Source organism: Acetivibrio saccincola, from assembly GCF_002844395.1.
Taxonomy (GTDB): domain Bacteria; phylum Bacillota; class Clostridia; order Acetivibrionales; family Acetivibrionaceae; genus Herbivorax; species Herbivorax saccincola.
This window is the reverse complement of sequence record NZ_CP025197.1, coordinates 1,562,314-1,584,181: the sequence shown is the minus strand read 5'-3', so window position 1 is coordinate 1,584,181 and position 21,868 is coordinate 1,562,314. Positions and strand designations below refer to the sequence as shown.

Annotated in this window: 18 protein-coding genes; 2 read left to right on the top strand and 16 right to left on the bottom strand. The window is 34.4% G+C overall.

Annotated features, from left to right (window positions below; translation table 11 throughout):
- Positions 1-10: 10 nt before the first annotated feature.
- The 13 genes from priA to HVS_RS06965 form a co-directional block, all read right to left on the bottom strand.
- On the bottom strand, positions 11-2,458 hold the full coding sequence (gene priA, locus HVS_RS07025) for a primosomal protein N' (RefSeq protein ID WP_101300612.1): 2,448 nt from the start codon (positions 2,456-2,458) through the stop codon (positions 11-13).
- 372 nt (positions 2,459-2,830) lie between these two features.
- The gene (locus HVS_RS07020; protein WP_207654806.1) at positions 2,831-3,250 is read right to left on the bottom strand and encodes a hypothetical protein; all 420 of its coding nucleotides are present in this window, start codon (positions 3,248-3,250) and stop codon (positions 2,831-2,833) included.
- Between the two features lie 91 nt (positions 3,251-3,341).
- Positions 3,342-3,854 (bottom strand): Gx transporter family protein, encoded by a 513-nt coding sequence (locus HVS_RS07015; protein ID WP_101300607.1) that lies wholly within the window; start codon positions 3,852-3,854, stop codon positions 3,342-3,344.
- Positions 3,855-3,886: 32 nt separating this feature from the next.
- Positions 3,887-4,285, bottom strand: coding sequence for a NusG domain II-containing protein (locus HVS_RS07010; protein ID WP_101300605.1), 399 nt, complete (start codon positions 4,283-4,285; stop codon positions 3,887-3,889).
- A 10-nt stretch (positions 4,286-4,295) separates the two neighbouring features.
- Positions 4,296-4,967 carry a single-stranded DNA-binding protein gene (locus HVS_RS07005; protein ID WP_101300602.1) on the bottom strand — a complete coding sequence of 224 codons (672 nt, stop codon included), beginning with the start codon at positions 4,965-4,967 and terminating at the stop codon, positions 4,296-4,298.
- 309 nt (positions 4,968-5,276) lie between these two features.
- Positions 5,277-5,927, bottom strand: a complete 651-nt coding sequence (locus HVS_RS07000) for a Mur ligase family protein (RefSeq protein ID WP_101300600.1) — start codon at positions 5,925-5,927, stop codon at positions 5,277-5,279.
- A gap of 89 nt (positions 5,928-6,016) precedes the next feature.
- The gene (locus HVS_RS06995) at positions 6,017-6,793 is read right to left on the bottom strand and encodes a polysaccharide deacetylase family protein (RefSeq protein ID WP_101300598.1); all 777 of its coding nucleotides are present in this window, start codon (positions 6,791-6,793) and stop codon (positions 6,017-6,019) included.
- Between the two features lie 607 nt (positions 6,794-7,400).
- Positions 7,401-7,592, bottom strand: a complete 192-nt coding sequence (locus tag HVS_RS06990) for a hypothetical protein (protein WP_101300595.1) — start codon at positions 7,590-7,592, stop codon at positions 7,401-7,403.
- A 51-nt stretch (positions 7,593-7,643) separates the two neighbouring features.
- Positions 7,644-8,255, bottom strand: coding sequence for a polysaccharide deacetylase family protein (locus tag HVS_RS06985; RefSeq protein ID WP_101300593.1), 612 nt, complete (start codon positions 8,253-8,255; stop codon positions 7,644-7,646).
- A gap of 212 nt (positions 8,256-8,467) precedes the next feature.
- Complete coding sequence (locus tag HVS_RS06980; RefSeq protein WP_101300591.1) at positions 8,468-8,716, bottom strand: CPF_0552 family protein; 249 nt, start codon at positions 8,714-8,716, stop codon at positions 8,468-8,470.
- A 136-nt stretch (positions 8,717-8,852) separates the two neighbouring features.
- On the bottom strand, positions 8,853-9,632 hold the full coding sequence (locus HVS_RS06975) for a cohesin domain-containing protein (RefSeq protein ID WP_101300589.1): 780 nt from the start codon (positions 9,630-9,632) through the stop codon (positions 8,853-8,855).
- Positions 9,633-9,673: 41 nt separating this feature from the next.
- A complete protein-coding gene (locus HVS_RS06970) occupies positions 9,674-11,323 on the bottom strand; it encodes a fibro-slime domain-containing protein (protein WP_101300584.1) in 1,650 nt (549 codons plus the stop codon).
- A 560-nt stretch (positions 11,324-11,883) separates the two neighbouring features.
- Complete coding sequence (locus HVS_RS06965) at positions 11,884-13,173, bottom strand: IS110-like element ISCth8 family transposase (protein WP_101300581.1); 1,290 nt, start codon at positions 13,171-13,173, stop codon at positions 11,884-11,886.
- A 449-nt stretch (positions 13,174-13,622) separates the two neighbouring features.
- Here HVS_RS06965 and HVS_RS17825 point away from each other — a divergent pair, with 449 nt between their 5' ends.
- Complete coding sequence (locus HVS_RS17825) at positions 13,623-13,736, top strand: YjcZ family sporulation protein (protein ID WP_459562254.1); 114 nt, start codon at positions 13,623-13,625, stop codon at positions 13,734-13,736.
- Positions 13,737-13,952: 216 nt separating this feature from the next.
- Positions 13,953-14,150, top strand: a complete 198-nt coding sequence (locus HVS_RS06960; RefSeq protein ID WP_101300578.1) for a dockerin type I repeat-containing protein — start codon at positions 13,953-13,955, stop codon at positions 14,148-14,150.
- Between the two features lie 167 nt (positions 14,151-14,317).
- Here HVS_RS06960 and HVS_RS06955 read toward each other — a convergent pair whose 3' ends face one another.
- The 3 genes from HVS_RS06955 to htpG form a co-directional block, all read right to left on the bottom strand.
- Positions 14,318-15,541: an aldo/keto reductase gene (locus HVS_RS06955; protein WP_101300575.1), complete on the bottom strand. Its 1,224-nt coding sequence runs from the start codon at positions 15,539-15,541 to the stop codon at positions 14,318-14,320.
- Positions 15,542-15,792: 251 nt separating this feature from the next.
- Positions 15,793-19,560 (bottom strand): phosphoribosylformylglycinamidine synthase, encoded by a 3,768-nt coding sequence (locus HVS_RS06950; protein WP_101300573.1) that lies wholly within the window; start codon positions 19,558-19,560, stop codon positions 15,793-15,795.
- Between the two features lie 233 nt (positions 19,561-19,793).
- Positions 19,794-21,680, bottom strand: coding sequence for a molecular chaperone HtpG (gene htpG, locus HVS_RS06945; protein ID WP_101300570.1), 1,887 nt, complete (start codon positions 21,678-21,680; stop codon positions 19,794-19,796).
- Between the last annotated feature and the right edge of the window lie 188 nt (positions 21,681-21,868).

Genomic DNA, 21,868 nt, shown 5'->3' with positions numbered 1-21,868 from the left:
CATTGTATCATTATAACATATTTACAGGGTTTATATCCACACTGAGACTGACAGAATTTTTTCTGCCAGAGTTATAATAATCATCTGTAACTTTTGTTAAAACCTCTAAAAGTTCCGTCAGCCTTTCACACTTTATAATTATCCTCCATCTGTATTTGTTTTTTATTTTAGACAAAGGTGCCCTCAAAGGTCCTAATACTTTATATATTCCCTTCATCCCTTTAAAACTCTCATGAATTTTTTTTGCCACTTTATTAGCTTTATCAATCACCATCTTCTCGTTAGTACCGCTGAGTATTACCGATGCAAGATTGGTAAATGGCGGATACAGAAGCTGTTCTCTTAAAAGTATTTCATTTTCATAAAAGGAATTATAATCGTGGTTGCATGCACATACAATACTAAAGTTTTCGGTGTTGTATGTCTGTATTACCACCCTTCCTTCCACCTTTCCCCTTCCCGCCCTTCCTGCCACCTGGGTTATCAGCTGGAAGGTCTTTTCCGTCGCCCTGAAATCCCCTGTATTTAAAAGGCTGTCTGCTGCTATAACCCCTACCAGGGTCACATTTGGAAAATCATGGCCTTTTGCAACCATCTGGGTTCCAACCATTACATTTATATTTTCTTCTTTAAAAGTTTTTAAAATCTTTTCATGAGAATTTTTCCTCATTGTGGTGTCCATATCCATGCGCAAAACTGTAGCACCTTCAAAATGATTTTTTATTTCTTCCTCTATTTTTTGGGTTCCAATTCCAAAACTTCTAATATAAGTGCTTTTGCATTTAGGACATGCATCAGGCTTTTTTGTTGTATACCCGCAATAATGACATATCAATCTCTTGTCATAAGCGTGGTAAGTAAGGGTAATGCTGCAATTAGGACACATAAGGGAATGTCCGCAATTCCTGCACAATATAAAAGAAGCATACCCCCTCCTGTTTAAAAATATTATAGTTTGTTGGTTTTCTTCTATATTTTTCTTTATCTCCTGAGAAAGTTTCCTGCTAAAAACCGTCCTGTTCCCGCTGCTAAGTTCATCCCTCATATCTACAATATATGCCTTTGGTAGAACCATATCATTAGCTCTTTTTTTCATTTCCATAAGCTCTATTTTTCCTGTCTTTGCCCTATAGTAGGTCTCAACAGAAGGGGTGGCAGAACCGTGCAGCAAAACAGCATTTTCAATTTTGCACCTGATTCTTGCCACATCAGCCGCATGATACTTAGGGTTTATCTCAGACTTATACGAAGTTTCATGCTCTTCATCAATTATTATAAGCCCTAAATTATTCACCGGGGCAAAAACAGCCGACCTTGCCCCAACCACAACTTTAATTTTGCCGTCCCTTATAACCCTCCACTGGTCATAGCGTTCCCCTAAGGACAGCCTGCTGTGCAGTACCGCCACATCATTTCCAAACCTTCCCTTAAACCTTGCCACCATCTGTGGTGTCAAAGATATTTCAGGAACCAGCACAATAGCCTGCTTTCCTTTATCAATGCACTTTTGTATAAGCTGAAGGTAAACTTCTGTTTTCCCGCTTCCTGTAACCCCATGCAAAAGAATTTCTTTAAATTTTCCTTCATCCATAATTTTTTTTGTTCTTTCCAATACATCCGCCTGCTCCCGTGTAGGCTCTAGCGGAAAAGTTTTTTCAAAAACAGTATTTTCATGGGGGTCTCTTTTTACTTCAATCTCTTTATAATCAATATAGCCCTTTTTCTTTAAAGCATTTAAAACACTTGAAGACACACCTAAAAACCTCATTATATCACTTGTCGAGATGTATTCATTTTCAATTAGCATTTCAAGCACCCTAATTTGTTTTATGCTCTTTATTTCATTTGCTTCAATTTCTTCAATAATTTCTTCTACGGGTTTTATAATAAATGCAGCCTTATAGTATTTTTTGTTTACACCTGTTGTAAACTCTTCAACAACATCCACAACACCAAGTTCCTGTAAGTTTTTTATATTTTTTGTAAAAGTCCTAGAATTTATAATTTCCCTAAGTTCTTCATAGTCTTTTTTGCCCCCGCATGAATTTAGCACCTCAACTATTTTTCCGTTATTTCCCCTAAGGTTTTCTTCATATTTTTTAAGCACCACAGTTTTTGAGCTTTTCACACTAATGCCCGGGGGCAGCATACACTTTATAACATCTGAGTAGGTACAGATATACCGCTTTTTCATCCACTTAGCAAGTCTAATCATAGAAGAACTTAATAAAGGCTTGCTGTCAACAACATCCTTTATCTTCTTTAATCCTTCTATCTCAGACTTTTCAATAATGTCAAAAACATATCCCTCAACATGCCTGTTCCCCTTGCCAAAGGGAACAATCACCCGGTTTCCTGTATTTATTGCATCTTTTAATTCACATGGAATTATATAGTGATACTCCTTATCAAATTTTCTTGTACAATTACTGATAACAACTGCTGCAATTTTATACATATTACTCCATCCAAATGGTTTTTATAATAACAACATCATTATAACAACACCGGTAACTTTTAAGCAACACAATCCCTTTTCTAACTCTTTAAAAAACTTATAAAATTTTTTTATAAATCTTAAAGAGAAAAGGCTATAGTCCACAATTTACGGGCTATAAGCCTTTTTCTCTATTTAAATTTATTTTAATTTATCTAAATAAATTACATTTTATTTAATAATTTTAAGTACAATAAGGTTTAAGTATATAAGTATAATAATTCTTTTAAATATATTTAGTTTTATATATTTAGTTTAATTTTATTTATTTAAAATTCATCACAACTTATGACATAAAAATAAAACATAGCTTCTTTATTCATCAACTATGTTTTAGTAATACTCTTTAATAAACTCCGGCATAGAATTTGGATCTCCTTCAATTGATATGCTAAAGTTTATATTGTATTTGTCAGAAATCTCCTTTATGCCCTCAAATAGCTTTTTCAACCCATCAACATCATTACCCACAATGGTAGTAATATCATCTATAAATACTCCATTAACATCGTAATTTGCTGAAATAATTCCACACAAGAAACCAAGAAAGACATCAGAACTGTCAATTTTTACAGGAAATTCAGATATGTTGATGTACCTTATCTTGTGATTTAGCTCATACATTAACTTGCTCCGTCTGCATCCATCAATAAATGCTACAACTCCTGTACAGATTTCCACAAGACTGTTTGAGGAATCAACTAAAACTCTTGTCTTTCCCACGCCCTTTTTCCCACAAATTACTTTTATCATCGGCATCTATCCTTTCCTCAAATAATACTTACTTATAAATAATACTTACCTATAATTATACCATAATATTAGCTATACCATAATATAAATTTTAAATGTTTTCAAGAATATTTTTAAGCCTGTCCGTGAGAAAAGTGCTTATAATACCCACCAGAACACCCATTGCGCTGCCTAAAGTAAGAATTACCGGAAGTAAAGTAATTACAACTATATCTTTCATTAATAAAGCTGCAACCAGTACCTGCCCTGTATTGTGTGCTGCAGCTCCTGCCACGCTGATTCCTACGATACTGAAAAAATTATTTTTTATTTTATATAAACCTGCCATGACAATTGTACTTAATACCCCCCCTGCACAGCTAAATAAAAAAACAACAAAACCGCCCCCTCCAAATATTGAAGAGAGCATGGTTCTTATTATGACGACAATTAAAGCTTCCTTAAAATTAAAAAATATTATTACAATAAGTGTAATAATATTTGCAAGTCCAAGCTTCACCCCTGGCACCACCATAGGAAAAGGTATCCATGATTCAATTATTGACAAAACTAAAGCCTGCGATATAAAAAGCGATAATAAAACTAATTTTTTTGTTTTATTCACATATATCCCTTTCTAATAGAATTTTTACTATACTAATGTGTTATTATATCCACTTCATCCCCTGTGTTCAATTCATCACCTGTGCCTTCAATTTTGATTATAATTCTATATGGAAGGCACACCGCCATTTCCCCTTTTTTAGAAATCCATCCGCTTTCAACGCATACCTTATCAGGGCAGCCAGATTTATAAAATCTGATACGCCCATTTTGGGCATGTATAATAACATCATCATTTCCAAATAGTTTTATCTCTTTTAATTCATTCAAATCATCTATAAATACTTTCTCAATTACCACATTATCCTGTTTTATAATTGCAACTTTTTTATCATTTTTATCATCAAACCTGTAATAATAAACCCCTATAGACGAAACAAGTATAATTGCTAAAATGGCTGTGTATATAATTATATCACCTTTTTTAAACATAAAAACATCCTTACTCTGTCAAATCTTCTTCTGTACCTTCCTTTTGATTGTTTTTACTGCATATTTCCATTTTTGAAATAGATACTTCATAAGCTGTTTTAGTGACAGTCTCACCTGTTTCAAGCTTCTTTTGATAATCCCTGCTCTGAATTCTTCCCCATATTTTTATGTTTTGACCTACTTCTAATTTAGAGGAAAAACGGGCATTTCTTCCCCAGGCTATGCAAGGTATATAATCAGACTTGTTATACGGCCTGTTTACAGCCAGAAGTATATCTGTAATCTCTCTGCCGAAAGGAGTTGTTCGGTAGGTAGGGGTCTTACAGATAAATCCATTAAGGTAAATCTGATTAGGATTTTTTATCTTCTTCTCATCTTCCAAAAAATTAATTTCCCTGGCAAACACCGTCAAAATCAGCCTGTTGCCGCTGGTATTATTGTAATTGTTGTAAGAACGGAATTGTCCTTCAATTTCTACATACCTTCCAATTTCTAAATTTTCCTTAGAAGTCAGCCGTTCCGATATGGTTATACATATTTTGTCGGTACTGTCACTTAATCTTGGCACTTCTAGCATGAAAGAATAAAATCCTTCACCGTAAACCTCATGGCTAAATTCTGCTTCTGATATTATTTTACCGGAAATGGTCACCATGTTGTTCTCAATGATGTTTTCGACCATTTGCCCCCCACTCCTCTCTTAGGCTCGTTGCGTTATTTGGTACTGCTAAAATACACCTAATGTAATGTTTATTCAAGAAAAGTCATTTTTAGAATTACTTTTGTCAATTCATTTTTAAATAGTTTCTAATTTCACCAGTAAAGCATCTTCAACATTTATTATAATATATTAACATTTATTATAGTATATTATAGTATATTTTTTTCATCTTGCAAACATTATTAATTTTTGCATTTTTATTATAAGAAATTAAGATACAAAATCATATAAAATAATAAAAAATTAAATTGTTCATACTAATTATTCATACTAATTGTTTATTAAATTTACATCCACACCATTAATTAGAGCAAAAGTAGCTGCTGCCAAGACATTATACAGATCCATACCGTTTAAATCAGCTTTTATCTTAAATTCTTGCGGTTCGAGGATTTTGCCGTTTTTTGTATGTATTGTTCTTTGCAAACAACACATAATATCATCTTTATCCATAAAATCTCCCACACTTGAAGTGGTTATACTTGCCTTTAAATTAAAACCATATGTAACTATATAGTGTTTTATCCCGCTTAAAAAACTGCTAAGGTCATTATCGTCAGAATTTACAATTGCAACACCATTTTCATTTAATAATGAAAATGTTTTTTTCATTATTTTTCTGTAAGTCTCAATTTTATCTTCATCAATTTCATCGGCTTTATCTGTAAAAATGATAACATCAAATTTAATATTATAGAAAATTTCTTTTAATAGGTCTTTAAAATCTATCTTTAAAATGGCAATGTCAACATTGTTTTTTTCAAGTTCATTAAAATAGTCTTTAATTCTTTTTGCATCAAAATTTGACAAATTTTTAGAATCTACAATGCTTATTCTTTTATTTGAGTTTGAGAAGATACGGTGAATTAAACGGGATATCTTATCCTTGTTGTTTTGACCAATTATACCTGCTATAAGCAATTAATATACCTCATTTCATATTACATTTTATGCTGTAATATTTATGTTTCCTTTTTTTTTGTTTTTTATGTGCTAAGTTTTAAGTAAAATCAGGATTTTTGTTTTTTTATCTGCCTTCCTGTATTGTCAATATAATAGTCTTCTTTAATTATCAACTCTGAAACCGGTACAAAGCTATAGCCACTGTTTTTTAAATTAACAATTATATCTGAAATTATATTTGCAGTGTGCTTTGTATCATTGTGAAACAATAAAATTGAACCGTTCTTTACGCCTTTTTTTATTCTATTATGTATTTCTTCTATGGTGATATCCGGATGCCAATCTAAACTATCCACATCCCATTGAATTGTATAGTGATTTAGTTCCCTAGCCACCCTTATCACATCATTATTATACTCCCCATAAGGCGGTCTAAAGAGGTTAACTTCTTTACCTGTGATTTTTTCCAAAACACTGTCACATTTAATAATCTCATCTTTTATCCGGTTCCGGTCAACACTCCCCATTTTTATATGTGAATAGGAGTGATTTCCCACATCATGACCTGCTTCAGAAATTAATCTTACAGCATCAGGAAATTTTTCTGCCCATGTACCCACAATAAAAAAAGAAGCTTTTACCTGGTGTTTTTCCAATGTGTCCAATATGTCAGGTATATCATCGCTTCCCCATGCACAATCAAAAGTAATTGCTATTTTTTTGTCAGGGCAGTCCACTGAATATATGGGTAAATCCCTCTTTTGTTGGAAAACCGTTGCAACTTCCTCTTTAAAATAAAAAACCATTGCAAACAATATAATTGCCATAGAGGCTAAAAAAATACTTTTTAATATGCTGTTAATTTTAATAACATAGAGCTTCATAGAAAATATTCTCCCGAACAATATTAATTTCTTATATTAATAATATTGTATGGGAGAAATATATATGCAATAAAACATATGCCCAGGGACTAAAAAAGGCTCATAAACCTTTTTACTATTGGTTTAGAGCCATTTTTTATATATTATAAGTACTTTATTCAGGTTTGCAGGATTTTCTAAACTTCTTCCTTTATTCCATTTTTCACGTTTCCATTTATTTTTTAATTCTTGATGTCGTTTCTTCCAACAACTACTGCAATATTTCCTACGGTTTGATGTACGTTTAATATGAAAATTATATTAATATTTTGTTCTTCCTATTCTGATAAATAAAAATAAACAAAATCCTTAAAAGTATTGATTTTACTGTGTTTCATCTAAGTTTGCGGGATTTTCTAAAGTATTAGATTTTTGTTTAATATTCTATTCCATAGAATAGAAAAATGTTATTTTTTATAAAAAAATTGCCCAAAATCCGCTATTCATGCAGGTTTGCAGGATTTTCTAAACCCTTAACATTTCTATGTTTTCTTTTTCATTATATCAAAATGGGGCAACAAATCTCAAAATTCGCTATTCATGCGGGTTTGCAGGATTTTCTAAAACTTTAGTATGGTTTTTTACTAAATTCCTTCAACAAATCTTTTTCGCTAATTTCATGAGTTAACAACTTAACCATATCATCATCGGCTTCTTTTTCGTTGTCATATTCATTTAAAACCTTGCAAATCATATATTTACCTGTTGTTGTGCTGTGCATTATATAACATTTTTTTAACCCTTTGCTTATTATCTCCATATTAAAATCCTCCTTTTTGTTATTTTATTATATCATACTAACACCTTGTAATCAAATTGTTATTGTATTTAAAACAGGTCTATATAAAAAAATATCCGCTTGTGCGGATTGAGTATGTTTTACTTTTATATTTAATGAATCCACATCCCATTGAATTGTATAGTGATTTAGTTCCCTAGCCACCCTTATCACATCATTATTATACTCCCCATAAGGCGGTCTAAAGAGGTTAACTTCTTTACCTGTGATTTTTTCCAAAACACTGTCACATTTAATAATCTCATCTTTTATCCGGTTCCGGTCAACACTCCCCATTTTTATATGTGAATAGGAGTGATTTCCCACATCATGACCTGCTTCAGAAATTAATCTTACAGCATCAGGAAATTTTTCTGCCCATGTACCCACAATAAAAAAAGAAGCTTTTACCTGGTGTTTTTCCAATGTGTCCAATATGTCAGGTATATCATCGCTTCCCCATGCACAATCAAAAGTAATTGCTATTTTTTTGTCCACTGAATATATGGGTAAATCCCTCTTTTGTTGGAAAACCGTTGCAACTTCCTCTTTAAAATAAAAAACCATTGCAAACAATATAATTGCCATAGAGGCTAAAAAAATACTTTTTAATATGCTGTTAATTTTAATAACATAGAGCTTCATAGAAAATATTCTCCCGAACAATATTAATTTCTTATATTAATAATATTGTATGGGAGAAATATATATGCAATAAAACATATGCCCAGGGACTAAAAAAGGCTCATAAACCTTTTTACTATTGGTTTAGAGCCATTTTTTATATATTATAAGTACTTTATTATGGTACTTTAATTCAGTGAAATTATAGATTAAATGCTATAAATGCTAATAGATTAAATACTAAGGGTCTTAGCCCTAACCCCCTCCATATCATTAAGCTGTTTTTCCAGTTCACCAATTTCTTCTTTGCTTCCTGTCAGCTGGAGTAAAATAAGACCTTCTTCCGAACAGGTGTTATCTGTTTCATGAAGACCAACCCTCATTCTAATATTACAACCATATTTAGTGAAAATTTCTTGAACTTTAGGAGCATTGTTTGACCTGTGGTTTATAACAACTGCCATGATATTGTACTTTTCCATAACTGTCCCTCTCCTTTAATTAAAATATTTTATCAGTATTTAAATATACCCAGTATATAATAATTCTAACACAAAAAAGCTTGTTATGTAACAAGCTTTTTTGTATAGTTTCTTAATTATTCAATTTAACTAAAATTTATTCAACTGTTATAATTCCGGGTATATACCATACCCAAAGGGCAGCAGAATGATTATCTTCAAAATATCCCCCGCTGCTTAATCTGATTGCAGTCTTGCCTGTAGGCGCATTATTTTTAATTTTAGCCGTTATTACAGCCAACTCCCCGTCTGAAGTAATTGACGGCCTTCTTCCTGCATTTGAATCAAATTTTATATTTACAATTCCGTTTCCTCCAATGTAACTAAATCCTGCCCCGTCTCCAGACAGTAATTTTCCGGGCTTTACGCTTTCTATTTCTAAAATGTCCCTATCATACAGCAATTCAAAATCAGTTTCAAATATGCCGCCCTTAGGCACATATCCCAGGTAAACAGGAATCTCAACAGTGCTTCCTTTAGTAGCTGTCAAGCTTCCGACTTTAAGGTCTATAGGGTCGTGTTTACTGAATTTTACTTCCCTGATTTCCGGTAAAATACCATACCCTGCAGGTGCGCCGGGAATTTCTTCTACTTCCTCTACTATTTCCCCTCCACTTGGTCTTTCAACTTCAACCCTTCTTAACTGTTGATTCCACTCAACATCTATTCCCAGCACTTCCCCTATTGCCCTGAGAGGAAGATAGGTTCTTCCTTCTATTACAATAGGAGGATTTTCACCTTGATACTTTTCACCGTTAACGTAAATATCAAAAGTGGCTATTAAAGCTATTATACTCTCAGTGGCTGCGTTAACTACTAAAAAAGAAACAAGTAAAACAACAACTAATATTGCTAACGCACTCATCCTCTTTTTCATTCAAAACACCTCTTTAATATAATTTCATATACCAATAATTTTTATTGAATATCTATCACCCACATAATATTCACTGTCTTTTCTGCTTCCTGGTTAATTCCGTCAAGTCCGACATTTACACTTATTTTACCTTCACCTTTACCCACAGCTTTTACTTTAATTGTCTCCCCGTTATCTTCAACAATCTCAAGGTAATTTTCATCTACACTCCAAATAAAGCTGGTATCAGTGGTATCCTCTAAGTCAGTTATTACGGTATAAGTTACAATTTGACCAACGTACATTGAATCAGGTCCTTCTATTCTCGCTCTAAATCTTACATTTATTCCTACATTGTTATCTGCAATATAGTGACCTTTGTGCAGACCCACAATCGCTCCATCTGAGTAATATAAGGAATAATTAGCAATTATGTCCTCAGGATTGATTTTGTATGCTCCCGGTCTCAATAATCTTACCTTTATTGTTATTTCGTGCTTCTTAATCCGGTACTTTCCTGTAACAGGGTCAACTTCATAATCTATATCAAAATCTTCACCTGAGTCGGGCTGCCGCAATTTAGTACCAATTATATTTCCTCTTTCATCTAATATATCCGATTTTATCAACCCACCTGAATCAATTACTTCTAATCCCCTTGGAAGATTAGTCTCAAAATTAAATACAATCCTGTTTATACTTATGTTTTCTATTTCCGGCAGTTCAATTTCCTGTTCCGGGAAAACATATTTAAGCTCTACTATATCCCCTACCATTCCACTTGCTTCGCTGTCATAACTACCACCTTCATTTCTTGCCATAAGATTCATCTTATGATTCTGCTCAGTATAAAAATCAATAGTGGTCTGTATTGTAAAATTTGATTCTACTGTATGTCTTTCTGCATGGAAAAAGTGAAAAGTATATATCTTACCTTTTTCTAAACCGATATCCAAATCATCCAAAGATATTTTTTCTTCTACCTTTCCATGAACCCCGCCTATATCAATTACCAACTTACCGTCAATAAATACCCATACATCATCGTCACCTATAAATGTAAAAGTTTCTCCGCCCTTGTACATAAATTTACTCTCTATCTCTGTTGTGAAGTGAAAATTTCTGCTTACCCTTACTTTCTCAACAATACCACTTCCTGTTCGTTCTTCTTTTTCAACTAGTTTGTCTTTATAATTTCCGAATGTCTCTTCACCTTCACGAAGTACATCGTCATCAATCGGGAAAAATTGGTCATCACTGAAACAATAGTACGGATTGTTATTTTTATCATAGTCTAGTTTTAATTCAATTTCACGTTTAACTGAACGATTAACACCCTCAACATCCCTATACCATTGACTAAATGTCTCAGCACTGGTAATCATTTGTACGTTATCTCTCATTCTACCATAGTCATCCCGATAATACCCCGGTCCTTTATAAACAGGTTTGCCGTCTTCATCCAGTTCATCTTGCACCAATCCTTTAACAGCTTTACTTCCTATTCTGATTGCATTATTATAAAAATTACGGTTTTCAAAATCCGGATTTGTGTCAGGAGTAAAGTCCCTTATAGTCGCCTCAAAAACAACTTTCTCGGGTAAATCCAAGTCGTCATTAGCATTTACAGGAATTGTTATTATAAAGCTTGGTAACATAACAGAAACCAGTAGTGCTATTACTGTCAATAAACCTAATTTTTTTCTCCTCATGTGTACACTCCCTCCCCATTATGTTTTATTTTTTTAATTTAAATGAATTGAAAAGATATGAAACCTAAGAATGCCGGCGTAAAGATGTAGACCCAAGTTGTTGAACTAAAAGAGATTTTTAATAATAAAAGATATACCTCAACATAAACCATCCCCTTTATCCAACTCTTTGTCTATATAATGTTAATATGTTAAAAATAAATACAACTCCCCTCAATTAAATTATATCAAAATAATCCAAAGGATGTATATAGTAGTAAATTATCATTTCATAGTATTATTTTATTCATAAGAAAAAAACAAATTTTTTATTTAATAGTAACAATTTTTCTATGTTCTAAATAATATGTATTACATGAAAATACTTATGGGTGATATCTATAAGAAAGACCAGCTAATTAAAGTCAAGAGTTTTTAAGAAAAAATTTTAAGAATTTTCTAAAACTCCTGACAGCGAAAAAAGGCACAACGACAAGACCACCTAAGATTAGTAGACATAAAATAGCTGGCCTGAAATAGTAAATTGATCTTTGAAAACTAAACATCGAGTACAAGTACTACTAAGCTGCTGTGTGCTTCGCTGCAAGCATTTGCGCGTGCTCTTGGGGAGAACGTAATTCGTAAGGCTTTCTATCCCTAAGAACAGCAAAAATATAATTAACAAGCTTACGCATAACAGCCCCCAAAGCTACTTTCTTGGGCTTGCTCTGGCATTTGTTTTTGTAATATTCCATCAGTACAGGGTTGTAAGCTGTTTTGTCCCGCTTGGTGCGGATATTAGCAAGAGCAATTGTGAAAAGTACTCTGCGAAGCAGTCTTGACCCCCTTTTTGACATCTTGTTTTGTGTGCCGGTAAACTCTCCGGACTGCATTACAGAGGGGTCAATACCGAAATAAGCAACTAGCTTGCCTGGCTTTGAAAAGGCTGAAAAGTCGCCAATTTCAGCCAGAATGGTAACAGCAGAGATAAGTCCTATACCTGGAATGCTTTGTAGAAGCTCGAGAGTCAGTGCCAGCATGGGCATGTCCTTTGCCATATCTTCAATAATCAATGAACGAATGGCTTTGAGGACTTTCTCAAGGTTTTCTTCCAAGGTTTTAATCATAGAGATATACACACCAAGCATGGCAACATTTGAAGAGTTACTAATGCTTAAAGGTGCAAATTCTTTGGCCTTGGAATTCAAAAGCTCATACTTTGCAGTTGCCCATTTAAGGCTTCTGCGGGAATTCTTCTGTATCAGTGCAATCAACTTGTTTCTGTTCGCTTTAAGAATATGCGCAGGTGCAGGATATTTCTCCAATACTGCAAGAGCAGCCTTTGAAAAGATATTAGGGAATACATCCTTGAAGTTTAGCATGAGTTGGTCAACAATACCCATAAGCCTGTTTTTGTAAGCAGTAAGTTCGTCAGAGAGCTTGTAGTACTGGCGGCAAAGGCTTCGCAGACATTCAATATCCTCGTCGGGGATATTGGTAGTTTTAAGCTCCTGAAATCTGTATAGCAGAGCAATTTTCCGGGCATCCACTTTATCATTTTTCACTTTCCTTATTCCAATATTTTTGATAGAATCAGTTTGGATGGGGTTTATGACAGAAACCTCAAATCCAGCTTTATAAAGTGAATGGAAAAGGATTTTGTGATAGTGCCCAGTGGATTCCATGACGACGAAAGGCCTAGAATCAAAGTCCTTTTCCGTTTTTTTCAGTAATTCAACGGCTCTTTCAACGTCAGTACTGGAATCATGGCGGATCTTCATGCGGGCAATTACTTCATTGGATGGAGAAAGAATTGCCATCTCACTGAAGAACTTGCCGACATCGATTCCGGCGATGGGTCTAAAATTCATAAAAATACCTCCTTTGTAAGATTAATGGACTTAAAAGACTCCATTCCTTCTCATGTAAGTAAACAACCTTGCGTGTGACACGAGGAGCCAGCTGAAATGCTGGCCTCAACCAGCCAAATCATTTAGACTTACCGGAATGGATAAATACTCTTTCTTACGGGTAGTCGGCCCAATAAGGTCCGTCCCAGGAGTGATTACAAACACTCTCCAAGTCCGGAAAATATTATACATGATTGACAAGGTTCAGGCCAGACGAAAGCTAGCAAGCGGTCATAGATGGGGAACCGCAGGCGGCAGGATTTGAAAGCCGCCGCCATCCCCTAGGGGATGGCACATAGAAGTGCTTGATGTTTAGAAAAGCAACAAATATGACATTATGTTAACAGGGTCGAACAGTGGCAAAAGTCACTGATGAAATAACAATATTAATTGTACAAGGAGTGTTTTAGATGGATAATGGAAGATTTGCAGGTGTAGGAGTAGGATTCGGGGGAGGAGTTTTCTTCTTAATAATACTTATAATACTATTACTTATAATATTCCCATTTGGAGGAGTATATTAAGTAAAAGAAAAAAGCACTGCATTTTTAAAAAGACGTATCAAATACGATACGTCTTTTTAAAATGCAGTACTTCTAAATGCAATACATCTAAATTTTTATCACTTTTTTCATAATGCCCACCTTTTTTTATAAAATATTGTAAACGGTCCAAATGGTTTAAAGGATTCTGCTGAAATATGTACTGTATTTACAGAAGATGCTCCTGTACCTGACGTAATGTACGGTGACATAAAAAATGACAAAGTCATAAATTCAATGGATTACTCCCTTCTAAGCAGATACATACTAGAAGTGGAAAAATCCTTACCTAATAAGGAAGCTGCAGATTTAAACGGGGATAATATAATAGATTCTTTGGATGCAACATTACTGCAAAGATACGTTTTAGAAATTATAAAAAAATTTCCAAGATAAATATTAAAAAATTTAAACAAAATGGATTCAAGGTAGATTAATTAAGATAATTAAGATAATTAAGATAATTAGATAATCAAGATAACTATATAAGTATAAATTATTTTAAAGATAAAATGCATAAATAAAAAACCCGGAAAATTAATTCTTCCCGGGTTTTTTTATTTTTAAAGTTTATCTTTCCTCCTATTATCCAACAAACTCTTAAATTTCAAAACTCTCTTTCCGACAAAAAGAAGTGGCTTACTCCACCAAGGCTCCATTTCCTTAGTTACTTTTTTAAGTTCTTCACTTATTTCTATACCCTGAGGGCATACCTTCTCGCACTTTCTGCAGCTAATACAATTTGACGCAAGAAAATTCCTTCCTCCCAGCACATCCCCCCCAAAAAACAAATATTTGAAAATAGCAGTCCGTTGGTTGAAAAAAAACCTTGAATTATAATAGTTAAATGCAAATGGAATATTTACTCCAACAGGACATGGTAGGCAATAGTTGCAGCCTGTGCACGGAACCTTCATAAGCCTTAAATACTCTTCTTTTACTTCTTTATAAATGTCCAGTTCTTCTTTGGTGAGACAGCCAACTTTAATTTCATCTGCCAGCTTAGAATTTTCAATAATATGCTTCTCATCATTTAAGCCTGACAGAGCTACTGATACCTCTTCCTGATTCCACAGCCACCTGAAAGCCCAGTCTGCATAAGTTCTCTTAAAAGGGGCCTTGTTCCATATTTTATCTATTGAAGGAGGCATCTGTCCCACAATCCTTCCCCCTTTTAAAGAACCCATAATTGCAACTCCAATATCTTTTGAAAACGCATATTTAAGCCCTTCAACCCCTGCCTGGGTGTATTCGTCAATAAAGTTGTATTGGATCTGGCAAAAATCCCAATTATAATCGTCTATAATTGCTTTAAAATCATCTTTTCCCCCATGATATGAAAAGCCAATAAACTTAATTACACCTTTTTCTTTCATCTCCTCTAAAAAGCTTACCATTCCGGCACTTTTTGCCTTTTCCCAGCTTTCAATATCTTGAATTGAATGAATTAAATAAAAATCAATATAGTCTGTTTTAAGTCTTTTTAGCTGGGTGTTTAAGACTTTTTCCATGCTTGCCTTGGAATTCACCATATATGGAGGAATTTTTGTGGCAATATAAACTTTTTCTTTTAAATTATTCCGCTGAAGAATCTCTCCTAAAGCCGCTTCACTTCCCGGGTATATATATGCAGTATCGAAATAGTTAACTCCATTTTCTACTGCAGTTAGAATTTGTTTCTCCGTTTTATTTAAATCAATTCTTTTATTCTTTTTAGGAAACCTCATGCATCCATATCCTAATATTGATACATTAACATTTGTCTTTCCAAATCTTCGATACTGCATACTAATCCCCCTGTATGTTTTTATCCTGGTATTACATTTATCACGTTATTGTATTTTATGCTGCTTGTGCAATTTTATCCTGCTATTGCATTTTCCCCTGCTATTGCATTTTATCACGCTATTGCACTCTATCCTGCTATTGCATTTTGTCATGCTATTACATTTTACCTGCTGTCACATTTCATTGTGGTTTTGTAATTTTTTACTATTGCTGTTTTTCTTCTTTTAATGCTCCTTTAGTACCAGCAGTACTATTTAAAATAATTAACCCCTGCTTCAAATAGTTTTTGATTCTTATTACCCGGAATATTTTTTGCCACATTAGTGCTTATTCTCTCAGAGTGTCCCATTTTGCCAAGTATCCTGCCATCCGGACTGGTTACAGCTTCAACAGCCCCAAAAGAACCATTAGGATTAAACCTGATGTCATAAGTAGGGTTGCCGTCAAAATCCACATACTGGGCTGCAATTTGTCCGTTTTTCTCTAATATATCAAACACTTCATCTTTTGCAACAAATCGTCCTTCCCCGTGGGAAACCGGAATTGTATAGACATCTCCCACTTTCACATTGCTAAACCATGGTGATAAATTAGAAGTAATCTTTGTCCTCACCATGGTTGAAACATGTCTTCCTATTGTGTTAAATGTCAAAACAGGACTATCGTCTGAAATATCCCTTATCTCACCATAAGGTACAAGCCCTAAATTAATTAACGCCTGAAAACCACCGGAGATTCCCAACATCAGCCCGTCCCTGTTTTCTACTAAATCCATCACGGCATCTTTAACTTTTGAATTTTTAAAAGCTGCTACAATAAACTTAGCTGAACCGTTTGGCTCATCACCACCGCTATAACCTCCGGGAAGTACCACAATTTGTGATTTTTGAATGCCTCTTACCAATTCATCCATTGATTTTTCAATGTCTTTGATGCTTAAATTTTTCATTATTAATATTTCAACTTCCCCGCCTGCCTTCTCAAAAGCCTTAATAACTTCATCTTCACCATTTGTACCTGGGAATACAGGTATGAAAATCCTTGGTTTTGCAAAGCTTGTTTTAGGTTTTATACTGTCTTTTCTAAAATATTCGTACTGTTTTGGCTTTCCATCTTCAGAAGGCAATTTTGTAGGGAAAATATTTTCTAAAGGCTCTTCCCAACTGTCACAGAGGCTGTCAAGTTGTAAGCTGATTTTTCCAACATCTATGGACTTTTTATCCTGGGTCAGACCTAAAACCTTAAAATCAATACCATCCAGCAACTTATCCACATCTTCATTTTCATCAAATTCAAGAATTATTGAACCGTATAAAGGTGCAAAAAGTTCTTCATCACTAATATCTTCACTAAACTTAAACCCAATCATATTTCCAAAGCACATTTTGCTTATTGCCTCTGAAATACCTCCACCCCTTACACTTTGAGATGAAAGCACTTTTCCTTTTTTAATTACCTGGTTTATTTTTTCATACTTATTCTGTAGATCTTCAAAATCAGGAAGATTTCTCCTGTCAAATTTTGCAGGCACTAAAACCACTTTACTTCCTGCTTTTTTAAACTCTGCAGACACTACATTATTTACATCTGCAACATTTACAGCAAAGGAAACCAGTGTAGGAGGAACATTCAAATCTTCAAAAGTTCCTGACATACTGTCTTTCCCGCCTATTGCTGCAATTCCAAACTTCATTTGTGCATAATATGCTCCAAGGAGTGCACTAAAAGGCTTGCCCCATTTTTCAGGATCAGAGCCCAGCTTTTCAAAATACTCCTGGAATGTCAGCCATGTAGTTTTATAATCCCCACCCATTGCAACAACCTTTGCAACAGACTCAACAACAGCGTAAACAGCCCCGTGGAAAGGACTCCATCTTGAGATACGGGGATTGTATCCATAGGTCATAATGCTGCCTGTATTTGTTTCTCCCTTTTGTACAGGTATTTTAGCCACCATTCCCTCTTGAGGAGTCAGTTGATGCTTTCCTCCAAGGGGCATAAGTACGGTGTTTGCACCGGCACTGCTGTCAAACATCTCCACCAGGCCTTTTTTACTGCAAACATTTAAATCCCTTAAGTTTGAAATCCAGGCGTCTTCTAAATTTTCTTTTACTTTACCTGCTTTATTAAAATAATTTTCCTCATTTAGCGGTGCCTTTACTTTAACATTAGTATTTTGTTTAACGCCATTTGTATCTAAAAACTCCCTGCTTATATTTACAATATCAGTATTTCTCCATGTCATAACGAGCCTTGGTTCTTCTGTAACCTCTGCAACCGGGGTGGCTTCAAGATTTTCAAGGCTTGCAGCCTCTATAAACGCTTCTACGTTTTCCTTTGAAATAACTACAGCCATTCTCTCCTGAGACTCTGATATAGCTATTTCCGTACCATCCAGTCCTTCATATTTTGTTGGAACAGCGTCTAAATTTATTTTTAAGCCGTCCGCCAGCTCACCTATCGCTACCGAAACCCCTCCTGCACCAAAGTCATTACACTTCTTTATCATTGTGCTTACCCAAGGCTTTCTAAAAAGAGTCTGTATTCTTCTTTCTATAGGAGGGTTACCCTTTTGCACTTCTGCACCGGATGTAATTAGTGATTCTTCTGTATGCTCTTTAGATGAGCCGGTTGCCCCTCCACATCCATCCCTGCCTGTTCTTCCTCCAAGCAAAATAATTACATCCCCTGGAACGGGCTTTTCCCTAACTACGTTTTTCATAGGTGCTGCAGCAATTACTGCACCCAGCTCCATTCTCTTTGCAACATACCCTTCATCATATATTTCGTCCACCTGTCCTGCTGCCACTCCAATCTGGTTTCCATAGGAACTGTACCCTTGGGCAGCTACAGTTGTAATTTTCCTTTGCGGAAGTTTTCCTGGTATTGTATCCTCAATTCTGGTTCTTGGATCACCACTGCCGCTAATACGCATAGCCTGATATACATATGACCTTCCGGACAGAGGGTCTCTTATTGCCCCTCCAAGGCAGGTTGCCGCGCCGCCAAAGGGCTCTATTTCTGTAGGGTGGTTATGTGTTTCATTTTTAAACATAACCAGCCAGTTTTCTTCTTTTCCATCCACATCAACCTTAACTTTAATGCTGCAGGCATTAACCTCATCAGACTGGTCTAAAGCATCAAGCTTCCCTCTTTTTTTCAATTCTTTCGCCACAATTGTAGCCAGGTCCATTAATGAAATATCTCTTTCTTCATCACCATATACAAAATCCCTGGACTTTAAATATTCCATGTAGGCTTCCTTTACAGGCTCAGTAAAATCTCCATCTTCAAATTCCACACTTTTTATATTAGTCAAAAAGGTAGTATGTCTGCAGTGGTCTGACCAGTAAGTATCTAAAACTTTCATTTCCGTTATGGTTGGGTCTCTTTTTTCAGTATTTTTAAAATACTCCTGGCAAAACTTCAGGTCTTCTAAAGACATTGCAAATCCCATTTTATTTTTAAATTCTTCAATTTCTGCAGATGACATATTTATAAAGCCATCTAAAACTTCAACATCTTCCGGTACATTGGCTTTTTTCTCTAATGTATCCGGCTTTTCCATTGAAGCTTCCTGACACTCAATTGGGTTAATTAAATACGTTTTTATTTTTTCATACTCTTCATCGTTAATATCCCCGCTTAGTACAATGATTTTTGCCACCTTTACCCTGGGTTTCTCCCTAAGAGTAAGCAATTGTATACACTGAGAGGCAGAATCCGCTCTCTGGTCGTACTGACCCGGCAAAAACTCTATAGCAATTAACCTTTCACCCTCGCCTATATCTATAGTTTCATCATAAACATTATCTACAGGAGGTTGGGAAAACACTATCTTTTTTGCTGTTTCAAGCTCTTCATCAGACAGCCCTTCCACATCACAACGGTTAATTACTCTCACAGATTTAAGATTTTTTATACCCAAATTCTCCTTTAAATCAGCAAACAAATTTTGCCCTTCCACATCAAAACCCTTTTTCTTTTCAACATAAATTCTTTTGATATTTTTTACCATATAAGCACCTCTTTCTATAAAGACAAAAAAACTATAATAGTCCTCCTGCCTAAAATTAAAATTTAATTTCTGTCCTTTCTTCCGGTATTCCAATTCCGGTTCACTAATTACAGCATTACAATTTAAATCTCAAGTCCCGTCTTCTAATTAAAGTCTTCCAATCGCAGCGTTCCAAATGCAGCATTCTGATTTTAGCGTTTTAATTGCATCGTTCCAATTACTGTCTTCTAATTCTAACCCTCTAAGTTAGATGCAAATTTTGACAAAATTTTATTGCTCCTTTCAATGAACCCTGTCATGGCCTCAGGTTCAAGCTGTTTATGACTCATCATGGCAAGGTCATAAATATGCTGGCAAATAAGCTTTGTATCTTCCTTTTTATCTTCTTTATCCTTTAAACTCATGAGAGATTTAATCAAACCGTTATTGCTGTTTAACACCAGAGTCTCTTCTGCCTGGTACCTTTCTCCTAAAGTTATGCCGCCGAACATTTTAGTCATTTCATGTATTCTTCTGGATTCTTCAGATAAAAGTATCATACCCGGAACTGATGATGTCTTTAATGCTTCAACCTCAACTTTTAATTTTTCATTTTCCAGACTATTTCTAAATAGTTTCTCAAGGCCTTCTTTCATTTCCTTTTTCTTTTCCTCATCAGTTTCACTTTCCTTCATGCTTTCACTGATATCCGAATCTATTCTCTGGAACTTAACATCTTTTTCATTCATTTCAATAAACTGCATGAAGTGATTGTCTATCATTGTTGTCATTAAAACAGCATCTAAGCCTTGTTCTTTAAACATTTTTACATATTGGGACTGCTGTTTTTCGTCAGACACATAAAAAACTTTGTTTTCATGCTTGTCTTTATTCTTTTCAAGATAATCCTTTAATGTAACATACTCATCATTGATTGTCTTATAAACAATTATATCTTTAACCCTATCATAAAACTTTTCTTCCTTTATACATCCAAACTTTACAAATGGGTTGATGTCGTCCCAGTATTTATTGTATTTTTCCCTCTCCTTCTTAAAAATTGAAGTAAGTTTGTCCGCAACTTTTTTAGTTATATGGTTGGAAATTTTATTAACATACCCATCATTTTGAAGAAAACTTCTGGATACATTAAGTGGTAAATCAGGGCAGTCTATAGTTCCCTTTAACAGCATAAGAAACTCAGGTATTACCTCTTTAATGTTGTCAGCAACAAATACCTGGTTATAAAATAGTTTAATCTGCCCTTCCATTGCGTCAAACTCATGTTTTAATTTTGGAAAATATAAAATACCCTTTAATCTGAAAGGATAGTCCATATTTAAATGTATCCAGAAAAGGGGCTCTTCAAAATCAAAAAACGCCCGTCTGTAAAACTCCTTATACTCCTCATCAGTACAGTCTTTAGGGTCTTTCAGCCAAAGAGGGCTTGTATCATTTAACGGTATTGGCCCGATATCTTCTTTATCTTCTTTTTTATCTTTTTCTTCATTTGCATCCTCTAAATATATTTCATATGGGAGGAAGGAAAAATATTTATTTAGAACTTCCCTTACTTTGTACATTTCAAGAAATTCAACGCTATCTTCTGCAATATAAAGAGTTATCGTTGTACCCACTTCATCCCTGTCCGACTTTTCCATTTCATATTCAGTACCTGTTGAGCTTATCCATCTTACAGGCTCTGCATCCTTTTTGTAAGACAAAGTATCTATTTGAACTTTTTCAGAAACCATAAATGCAGAATAAAACCCTAACCCAAAATGGCCGATAATCTGACCTTCATCAGCTTTGTCCTTGTATCTTTCAACAAAGTCCTTAGCTCCTGAAAAAGCTATCTGGTTGATGTATTTTTTTACTTCTTCATCGGTCATCCCTATGCCGTTGTCAACTATTTTGAGAGTTTTATTCTCTTTGTCCACAATAACTTTGATAAAAAACTTTTTATCCTTATCAATTTCCGCTTCTCCAATGTCAGCTAACTTTTTTAACTTGCTTATAGCATCACTGGAGTTGGAAACAAGCTCACGAAGAAAAATATCTTTCTCAGAATAAAGCCACTTTTTGATAATTGGAAAAATATTTTCCGTGCTAACAGATATAGTCCCCTTCTCGTTACTCATAATGCACCTCCTAAGTTAGTATCTATGTAAATAGTTCCATTTATAGATTCATTAATAAATTCCATTGACAATCCCATTAATAATATTACATTTATAATTAAAATTTTTCAAGAATTTTTTTAGCACTCCTATAAGAAGAGTGCTAAAAAAAACTCCACCTTGTAAAAAGGTGAAGCTTTTTTATATGC